This window comes from Corynebacterium sp. MSK044, from assembly GCF_030232825.1.
GTDB lineage: Bacteria > Actinomycetota > Actinomycetes > Mycobacteriales > Mycobacteriaceae > Corynebacterium.
This window is the reverse complement of sequence record NZ_JASPJJ010000031.1, coordinates 1-8096: the sequence shown is the minus strand read 5'-3', so window position 1 is coordinate 8096 and position 8096 is coordinate 1. Positions and strand designations below refer to the sequence as shown.

The 8096-nt window shown below is 58.9% G+C and carries 11 protein-coding genes, 3 tRNA genes and 1 pseudogene; 12 read left to right on the top strand and 3 right to left on the bottom strand.

The genetic code is table 11. From position 1 onward, the window contains the following. Positions 1-200: 200 nt before the first annotated feature. The 5 genes from QP994_RS10660 (at position 201) to QP994_RS10640 (ending at position 2562) form a co-directional block, all read left to right on the top strand. Positions 201-773, top strand: coding sequence for a hypothetical protein (locus QP994_RS10660; protein WP_284866747.1), 573 nt, complete (start codon positions 201-203; stop codon positions 771-773). Positions 774-792: 19 nt separating this feature from the next. Continuing rightward, complete coding sequence (locus QP994_RS10655; protein WP_502870052.1) at positions 793-987, top strand: helix-turn-helix domain-containing protein; 195 nt, start codon at positions 793-795, stop codon at positions 985-987. Positions 988-997: 10 nt separating this feature from the next. After that, positions 998-1798 carry a mycolate reductase gene (gene cmrA, locus QP994_RS10650; protein ID WP_284866745.1) on the top strand — a complete coding sequence of 267 codons (801 nt, stop codon included), beginning with the start codon at positions 998-1000 and terminating at the stop codon, positions 1796-1798. A gap of 10 nt (positions 1799-1808) precedes the next feature. Beyond that, the gene (gene orn / locus QP994_RS10645) at positions 1809-2441 is read left to right on the top strand and encodes an oligoribonuclease (protein ID WP_284866743.1); all 633 of its coding nucleotides are present in this window, start codon (positions 1809-1811) and stop codon (positions 2439-2441) included. Positions 2442-2489: 48 nt separating this feature from the next. Further along, positions 2490-2562 (top strand) — tRNA-His (locus tag QP994_RS10640). A gap of 78 nt (positions 2563-2640) precedes the next feature. Here QP994_RS10640 and QP994_RS10635 read toward each other — a convergent pair. Further along, positions 2641-3834 carry a L,D-transpeptidase gene (locus tag QP994_RS10635; RefSeq protein ID WP_284866741.1) on the bottom strand — a complete coding sequence of 398 codons (1194 nt, stop codon included), beginning with the start codon at positions 3832-3834 and terminating at the stop codon, positions 2641-2643. 307 nt (positions 3835-4141) lie between these two features. Between QP994_RS10635 and QP994_RS10630 the strand changes: the two genes are divergently transcribed. From QP994_RS10630 to QP994_RS10620, 3 genes are all read left to right on the top strand, one after another. Beyond that, positions 4142-4214: transfer RNA gene (locus QP994_RS10630), tRNA-Lys, on the top strand. 86 nt (positions 4215-4300) lie between these two features. After that, positions 4301-4927 carry an LOG family protein gene (locus tag QP994_RS10625; RefSeq protein ID WP_284866739.1) on the top strand — a complete coding sequence of 209 codons (627 nt, stop codon included), beginning with the start codon at positions 4301-4303 and terminating at the stop codon, positions 4925-4927. Positions 4928-4942: 15 nt separating this feature from the next. Then, positions 4943-5515 carry an isochorismatase family protein gene (locus tag QP994_RS10620; protein WP_284866737.1) on the top strand — a complete coding sequence of 191 codons (573 nt, stop codon included), beginning with the start codon at positions 4943-4945 and terminating at the stop codon, positions 5513-5515. Between the two features lie 55 nt (positions 5516-5570). On the opposite strand, the gene QP994_RS10615 is transcribed toward QP994_RS10620, so the two are convergent. Beyond that, a complete protein-coding gene (locus QP994_RS10615) occupies positions 5571-5849 on the bottom strand; it encodes a DUF3618 domain-containing protein (protein ID WP_284866735.1) in 279 nt (92 codons plus the stop codon). 112 nt (positions 5850-5961) lie between these two features. Between QP994_RS10615 and bcp the strand changes: the two genes are divergently transcribed. The 4 genes from bcp (at position 5962) to QP994_RS10595 (ending at position 7555) form a co-directional block, all read left to right on the top strand. After that, positions 5962-6438 (top strand): thioredoxin-dependent thiol peroxidase, encoded by a 477-nt coding sequence (gene bcp, locus QP994_RS10610; RefSeq protein WP_284856134.1) that lies wholly within the window; start codon positions 5962-5964, stop codon positions 6436-6438. Positions 6439-6549: 111 nt separating this feature from the next. After that, positions 6550-6631 (top strand) — tRNA-Leu (locus tag QP994_RS10605). A 63-nt stretch (positions 6632-6694) separates the two neighbouring features. Then, a complete protein-coding gene (locus QP994_RS10600; RefSeq protein ID WP_284856135.1) occupies positions 6695-7144 on the top strand; it encodes an MreC domain-containing protein in 450 nt (149 codons plus the stop codon). Positions 7145-7156: 12 nt separating this feature from the next. Further along, positions 7157-7555, top strand: coding sequence for a DUF3817 domain-containing protein (locus tag QP994_RS10595; protein WP_284856136.1), 399 nt, complete (start codon positions 7157-7159; stop codon positions 7553-7555). 328 nt (positions 7556-7883) lie between these two features. Here QP994_RS10595 and QP994_RS10590 read toward each other — a convergent pair. After that, a pseudogene (locus QP994_RS10590) lies at positions 7884-8096 on the bottom strand (HNH endonuclease signature motif containing protein); the annotation flags it as partial.

Here is an 8096-nt window from a genome sequence, read left to right as displayed (position 1 = left end):
AATCAAGATCACCGTATTATCCCAGGCTGCCTCGGGAATCCGTATCGGTTTATCCACACGAAATGTCCCTTAAGCCAATTTTTTCACCATCCGTCCCACCCGTGGGCGGAAATTTTTTGCCAGAACCCTTGACGGCATATCGATTAGCGATATTATCGAATTACGACAGCATCGAATATCGATAAGAAAGGATCGCCGTCATGAACACGCCTACCCCGACCCCCAGGCCCCGCCCACCGAAGGGCCGCGACCGCACAAAGATCTCCCGGTTCGACGCTCTCGCCGTCGCCATCGCCTTCGCATGGCTCCTGCCAGAGATCATCGCGCTGGTGAACGATGGAACGATTTCCAGCCGCCTCTCCCCCGCCATCGAAGACGGTTTGCACTTCGCCGATCTGACCACCGGCCCGCAGACCATGTTCACCGTCGCCCTAGGTTTGAAGTTCGTTGCCCTGCTCAGCGCAGTGTTCCTTGTAACAAACACCTTCACCGACATGGCGAAAGAGAAGGTCTTCACCGAAAAGAACGCACGTCGCCTCACTGGCGCATGGATCAGCATTGTCGTCTTCTTCATTGCCCGTTTGGGCCTGGAAGGCATGGCCAATAACTGGGCCGCCGCTCAGCTTGGAATCGACTGGTGGGGCGCCCCGGGAACCGGCACCCCACTTTCTGAGCTCGCCCCGGCCCTCCTTCTCATCCTCGTTCTCGGCGCACTGGCCACGATCCTGCGCCGCGGCGCGAAGCTGGAAGAGGATGTTGATGGCCTTGTCTAACCCCACTGATGCACCACGGGTGGTGTGCCATCTCGACGAGCTCATGGCCGCGCGCGGCATCACCGGCGCAGCCCTCGCCGAACAAGTGGGCATCACGCCCGTTAACCTGTCCGTCCTGAAAAACAACCGCGCCAAAGCCGTTCGCTTTACTACCCTCGCCGCGATCTGCCAGGCACTCGACTGTCAGCCGGGGGATGTCTTCTCAGTGAAGTAGGCTCGCAGGCATGAGTTTTCCTTCTCCCTCCCACGACTCCTACGCCCTTGTCACCGGTGCCAGCCAAGGCATCGGTGAGGCCATGGCGCGTGATTTGGCTAAAGCTGGGTACAACCTGATTGTCGTCGCAAGGCGAAAGGACGTGCTCGAAGCACTCGCGGCGGAGCTTGAAAAAGCGCACGGTGTTGATGTCATCGTCGCCGCACATGATCTCTCCGTCGCCGAGGACGTGGACAAGCTCCTTGCGCTTATCGACGATTACCGGGTCTCCATCTGCATCAACTCCGCCGGCATCGCCTCCTTCGGCCCCTTCATGGAGCAGGACTGGGACTATGAGACGAACCAGTTCAACCTTAATGCCACCGCCGTCTTCCGCATCACCAAAGCTGCACTGGACCAGATGGTTCCGCGCGGTGAGGGCGCATTGTGCAACGTCGGCTCTGCGGCCGGCAACGTGCCCATCCCGAACAACGCCACCTACGTGTTCACCAAGGCTGGCGTGAACGCTTTCACTGAGGCCCTGCACTACGAGCTGAAGAAGACCGGCGTGCACTGCACCCTCCTCGCCCCAGGCCCCGTCCGCGATGCCGTGGTGCCTGAAGCGGAACAGTCCATCGTGGACAAGGTTGTCCCAGACTTCCTCTGGACCACCTATGAATCCTGCTCCCGCGAAACCATCGAAGCCATGATGAAGAACCGCCGCCGCATCACCCCAGGCCCACTGTCCAAGGCCATGGATTTCGTCTCCTCCTTCGCCCCACGCGGTGCACTTGCACCCGTCATGGGCTGGTTCTACGCCAAGATGGGCTAGCGTTGTGCCCATGAATGAAGCACTCGCTGCTAAAGATGACCGCATTGTCTGGATCGACCTTGAAATGACCGGCCTAGAACCAGACCGCCACGTGATCGTGGAGGTTGCAGCCCTGGTCACCGATGCGGACCTCAACGTCCTCGACGAGGGCATTGATCTTGTCGTTCACGCCAGCGACGCCGAGCTCGCAGAGATGGATGACTTTGTCACCAACATGCATGCAACCTCTGGCCTCACCGAACAGATCAAGGCTTCCACGATCACGGTGGAGGAGGCGGAAGCGGCGGTTCTGGAGCTCGTCGAGAAGCATTGCATTGGAATCCGCCCACCGCTGGCCGGCAACTCCATTGCCACGGACCGCTCCTTCATCCGCGCATACATGCCACGCCTGGACGAACGCCTGCACTACCGCATGATCGACGTGTCCACCATCAAGGAGCTCACCCGTCGCTGGTTCGCCGACACGTACTACAACCAGCCCGACAAAAACTTGTCCCACCGTGCGCTCGCCGACATCGTGGAATCCGTCCGCGAGCTCGACTACTACCGTCGCTCTGTTTTCATCGCCAGCCCCGGCCCCGCAACAAGCGAAGCAGCAGCACACGCGCAGGACGCCGTGGGCCGCTACCAGCAGTTTTTGTAATTCAGACCAAGTGAACTAGAGTAGGTTTCCGCTGTGCAAACAGCGATGGTGGCTGTAGTTCAGCTGGTAGAGCACCAGGTTGTGATCCTGGGTGTCGCGGGTTCGAGCCCCGTCAGCCACCCCGAAGGTTAAGGCCCTGCACCATCCCGCAAATGGAATCGGTGCAGGGCCTTACCCATACCCCCGGCGGACCGGGAAACTAGGAAGACGTATCGGCGTTGCCAGCCTTGATCGTCTCCCAATCAATGTTCCAGTAGCCCAAACCATCCGTGCCCGGCAGTGTGCTGCCCTTGGTGTTCACAATCTCAACCGGGTCGCCGCGCTTGACGGTGTCCATGTACCACTTGGCATCCGCCGGGGTGGCGTTGATGCAACCGTGGGAGACGTTGGTTTGCCCCAAAGCCCACGTTGCCCACGGGGCCGAGTGGACGTAGATGCCGGACCAGGACAGCTGGGTGGCGTAGTTCACCGGCGTGACGTAACCGCCCGCCTCCAGGCTTAGACCATAGGTGCGCGAATCCATGACCAAGCTGTCATGGCGATCCCCCACCACATAGTTGCCGTTTGGAGTGTCATAGCTGCCGTCGCGGCCCAGCGCGATGTTGAAGGACTTAATCTTTTCACCGTTGCGGTACACGGTCAGTGTTTTGGTGCTGTTGTCCACCACGGTGCGGACCTCCTCACCAATGGTGAAGTTGGTTTCCGTGTCCTGCTGGCCGTAAATACCGTTGCCAAAGTCCTTGCCGTACAGGTCTGCCTTCACCGTCACCTTCGTGCCCGGCTCCCAGTACTCCTTGGGGCGCCAGATGAGCTTGTTGGCCTCGATCCAGTAGAAGCCACCCACGGTGTTGTTGGACGTCTCAATCGTGATTGCGTCCTGCACAGCCTGGCGGTCCTGCGGTGACACATCAAAATAGAAGACAACAGCCTGAGCCACACCGACTTCGGACCCTTCAAGCGGGCTAACGGAGCCAGACATCTGCAGGCTCGGCGTCACCGTGGTGAAGCTGGCCAGCGTTGCCGTCCCCTGCTTGGTCATGGCTTTCACCGTGTAAGTCTTGCCGTAGCCCAGTGGCTCGGCGGTGGTCCACTCAGTGCGGTCATCGTTGAAGGATGCCTTGACTTCCTTGCCAGACTCATTCGTCATGGTGACGCTACTCAGCCCCGCCGGCGTATTCACCTTCACGGGAATGCCCGGCTCCACTTCAGTGGCGCCGTCCTTCACGGAGATGGTGGCCGGGGTGTCCTTAACAATCTCCTTTTCGGCCTCTGCAGCCGCGTCACTACGTTCCAGCGTGCAACCAGCCAACGCAGTCCCCACAAGCACGGCTGCCGCACTCGTGGCAACAACACGACGGAGCTTCGACACCGACCACACCGACCTAGAAGACATGCTTCAACCACTTAACTTTCTGCCGCACCCCGATACCGCTATCGGACTTCACCTTTGTTAATCGCAGGTATCGCCTGGTTAGTTACATGATTCACCTTCAAAGAAACTGCACCACACACAACGCTTTGAGCGATTATCGTGCCCGTTACCTTAACGCCAAACCCAACATTGTCCTACTTGAAACAGTCACATCCGCCAAGTCGTTATCGTATTGTTTCCCTAGCCCCATAACACCGTTCTAACCAGGCGATTTCATGTATTGAGGGTGGGGTGCTATATTTTTCTTTCGTTGCCTTCCAAAGGCAAAGCGCCATTAGCTCAACTGGCAGAGCAACTGACTCTTAATCAGTGGGTTCGGGGTTCGAGTCCCTGATGGCGCACAGACTACGAGGTCAGAGCACCCCCACGGTGTCTGGCCTCGTTTTTCGTATCCATAGCCCTGTCGGCAAGACTACTCTTAAGTGACATGAGCACCGCCGAGGCAACACCACCCAGCCCCATCCATGCCGTGACTGTTTTTGCAGGAGCCCGAGAGGCAACTGCGCCAGAGATGAACACGCTGGCCAGGGATTTTGGGGTGGCACTCGCCCGGCGCGGCATCACACTTGTGTATGGCGGTAGCCGGTTGGGTTTGATGGGGGCAGTCGCCCAGGGCGCGATTGATGCTGGTGGTGCGACGGTGGGTATCATTCCGGAGCATCTCGCCGCGCATGAGATTGCGCACACGGGCCTCACGGAGCTCGTGTTCGTGGATACACTCGCGCAGCGCAAGGCCCTCATGAGTCAGCGGTGCGATGCATTTGTTGCGCTTCCTGGGGGTGCGGGCACGCTCGATGAGCTTTTCGACGAATGGACCAACCAACAACTCGCCCTCCACACCAAACCCATCGGCCTGCTGGGCACCGAGTTTTGGCAACCGTTGATCCAGATGGTGGACCACATGGTGGCGCACGGCTTTGTGCGCCAAGAGGACCGTGACAGTCTCATCGTGGTGGATGATCCGGACGAGTTGTTGGATCAGCTGGCACAGTGGCGCCCACAACGCCCTCGGTGGTGCCCTGCGCCGCAGAGCGCTGAACAGGACAAGGATTGAGTAGGGTTACGGGGTATGACCAAGGCTCTTGTCATTGTTGATGTTCAGAATGATTTCTGCCCCGGTGGCTCCCTTGCCACCGACCGTGGTGACGTGGTGGCGGAAAGCATTGCCCAGCTGCTTACCACCAACGCGAAGGATTATGACCACATCGTGGCCACCCAGGATTGGCACATTGATCCGGGGACGCACTTTTCTGACACCCCAGATTTTGTCGATACGTGGCCCGTTCACTGCGTTGCGGATTCGGAAGGCGCTGCCATGCGCGCACCGCTGGCCGAGGAAGCAGCCGCATCCGTCATCGAAGAGTACTTCCGCAAAGGGCGGTATGAGGCGGCGTATAGCGGGTTCGAGGGGGCGTCGACAAGCGAAGATGTACTTCTTGCGCAATGGCTGAATGAGCGTGGGGTAACGCTTATCGACATCGTGGGCATCGCCACCGATCACTGCGTCCGCGCCACCGCACTGGATGGGCTGCGTGAAGGCTTCGAGGTACGCGTGCTCAGCCAGCACTGCTCCCCCGTGAGCGAAGAACGCGGCCGTGCGACCTTGAATGAGCTCCGCGAAGCCGGCGCAGCGGTACTTTAAAAAAGCAGCGCGCCCTTGCCTAACTGGCAAGAGGGCGCGCTGTACTTATCGAGCTTTAGTTACGCTCAGCGAGCAGACGCTGCAGCTCCTTGAGGTCCTTCTTCTTCTTGCGGCTGCTCGAAGACTTCAGGGCAACAAGCAACACCACAGCAACGGCTACACCGGCAAGCACCTTCTGCACCTTGTCATCCTTGAGCTTGGTGCTCACCTGCGCCTTCGCATTGTTGGCCAGGTTCTCCGGACTGGTACGGTCAGCGAGCTCATCGATCGTGCTGGCCAGGTTGGCGCGGGTGCGCTCGATCTCGCGCTGGATATCGTTAATATCGCGTGCCACTTCTAACTCCCATAAAGGTTTGCTTGTCTATCTCGTTCCCACAGTACCGTACCGAAGAATCCCTGACGCAGCACCGGTTCCATGCCAGCGCACCACAAGTACAGTGGCCAGTATGACTGAACAGATTCGTTTGAACGTCGGCGACGCCGCCCCCGCCTTCAGCCTCCCCAACGACAAGGGAGAAACCGTTTCCCTGTCCGACTACGCAGGCAAGCGCGTCATCGTGTACTTCTACCCACGCGCCAACACCCCAGGCTGCACCCGCGAAGCATGCGATTTCTCCGAAAACCTCTCGGAATTCTCGGAGTCCTCCGTGGCGGTGGTAGGTATCAGCCCGGACTCCCCAGAAAAGCTGGCTAAGTTCCGCGCCGACCATGACCTGACCATCGAGCTGCTTTCCGACGAGTCCAAAGACGTCATGACCGCCTACGGCGCCTTCGGCGAGAAAAAGAACTACGGCAAAATCGTCCAAGGTGTCATCCGTTCCACCTTCCTCGTCGGCGCCGACGGCACCATCGAGTCCGCCCAGTACAACGTCAAAGCCACCGGCCACGTCGGTCGCCTCCTGCGTGACCTCGACCTGAGCTAAACACTCCCCCACCCCTTTTCAGCACTTGTTTCTTTCGCAGGGCGGTGCACTGTACACTGTGAACCGCTCCGCGCCATGAATCATGGACACTGTGCATTTCAGCGCGGGAGCGCGCCCGTGGCGGAATTGGCAGACGCGCTGGATTTAGGTTCCAGTGCCGCAAGGCGTGTGAGTTCAAGTCTCACCGGGCGCACACTCTTCTTGCCCCACCTCCGGACCTTGGGGCCTCAACAGTTTGATTGATAGAGTTTGGGTTGTGAGCGACCAAGACAATCAGGACATTCAGACTGAGCAACCTCCCCAACGCAAACGCTTGCGGGTACGTGCCTGGCACGTAATCCTGCTTATTGTGGCTGTGGCGGTGAGCATCATGCTGGCCAGCTGGCAGTGGTCGCGATACACCTCCGGCACCGGATCACTACAGAACCTGGGCTACGCGCTGCAATGGCCAATGTTTGGCCTGTTCCTCGTGTACATCTACCGCGCAGGCATGAAGATGGAAAACGAAAAGATCGATGCCGAAAACGCTGGTAAGTCCATGGATGCGCTCTATGAGGCGGATGCCGCCGCGTTCGGCGATCCCGATGCCGCGCCAGCCATGACTGAAATCAGCGAGGACTTCCTCCCCCAGCGACGCGAATTGGATGTGGAAGAGTTCAATGAGCTGAACACACCACGTCGGCGCCACCACACCGAAGACGTTTAAGGAACACGAATAATGAGCACTCCCCCGATGAACCCTGACACCCCTACTCCCCCAGATGCTGGCGCCCCGCGCATTCACCCAGAACGCAAACGTCGCGTGAAAACCGCACTCACACTATTCGCTATTACAGCATGGGTCACCGGTGTCATGCTGCTCCTGTTGTGTGTGCGCATGATCATGGAGTACATCCTCCACATGGACGTTTCTAGCCTGAACTGGGTAGCCATCGCCCACGGCTGGGTGTACGCCCTGTTCCTGTTGGCCACCCTGAACCTGGGCATGAAGGCCCGATGGGCCACCAAAACCTGGTTGGTCACGGCACTGGCGGGTGTGGTGCCCTTCCTCTCCTTCTTCGTGGAGCACTGGCGCCGCAAGGAAGTTACAGAGGAATTCGCCCTCAATGAGCCGTAGCAGGCACTAAAGCGTCTCCTAGGGAGGCACGGGCCAGCCTTAGACTTAAAGGTCAAAAGTGTGTCTGGATTGGCTAATTTCGAGCAGGTGAACTGGGACGATACCGAAAATATACGCGTCTGAAACCTGTATCTGCTCATCGTACTGAGCTCCCCGCTGCGACACGGGTGGGGTGTTGGCGCCGGGGCCTTGGCGTGGTTGCGCCGGTTTGACTATCGCGCTTTGCGACGATCGACGACCTGGGGTTTTGTCTCCCACTCGCGGCGATAGTCAAACCTGGGCATGCCGAAAGACCAGCTGTTGCTGGCTTTCGACATGTGTTGGCGGGCTATCTTCCGTACAGCAGTGTCATCGCGCCGTAGGGGTGGATGGTGTTGGGCACGAGGTATCCGTTTGGTGATCTCCATTTGGGTGCGCCCCGGATGTTCTCCACCCGGCCGTGGTAGCTGCGTTCGGGGTCATCATCGTTGGTGCGGTTGTGATACCTGCACAACATCGCCAGGTTATCCATGTTGGTTAACCCACCCTGTGACCAGGCTTT

What these genes read in the sequence shown, in the direction of transcription:
- QP994_RS10660 (WP_284866747.1), top strand. Translation starts at nt 201, where the DNA reads ATGAACACGCCTACCCCGACCCCCAGGCCCCGCCCACCGAAGGGCCGC.
- cmrA (WP_284866745.1), top strand. Translation starts at nt 998, where the DNA reads ATGAGTTTTCCTTCTCCCTCCCACGACTCCTACGCCCTTGTCACCGGT.
- orn (WP_284866743.1), top strand. Translation starts at nt 1,809, where the DNA reads ATGAATGAAGCACTCGCTGCTAAAGATGACCGCATTGTCTGGATCGAC.
- QP994_RS10635 (WP_284866741.1), bottom strand. Translation starts at nt 3,834, where the DNA reads ATGTCTTCTAGGTCGGTGTGGTCGGTGTCGAAGCTCCGTCGTGTTGTT.
- QP994_RS10625 (WP_284866739.1), top strand. Translation starts at nt 4,301, where the DNA reads ATGAGCACCGCCGAGGCAACACCACCCAGCCCCATCCATGCCGTGACT.
- QP994_RS10620 (WP_284866737.1), top strand. Translation starts at nt 4,943, where the DNA reads ATGACCAAGGCTCTTGTCATTGTTGATGTTCAGAATGATTTCTGCCCC.
- bcp (WP_284856134.1), top strand. Translation starts at nt 5,962, where the DNA reads ATGACTGAACAGATTCGTTTGAACGTCGGCGACGCCGCCCCCGCCTTC.
- QP994_RS10595 (WP_284856136.1), top strand. Translation starts at nt 7,157, where the DNA reads ATGAGCACTCCCCCGATGAACCCTGACACCCCTACTCCCCCAGATGCT.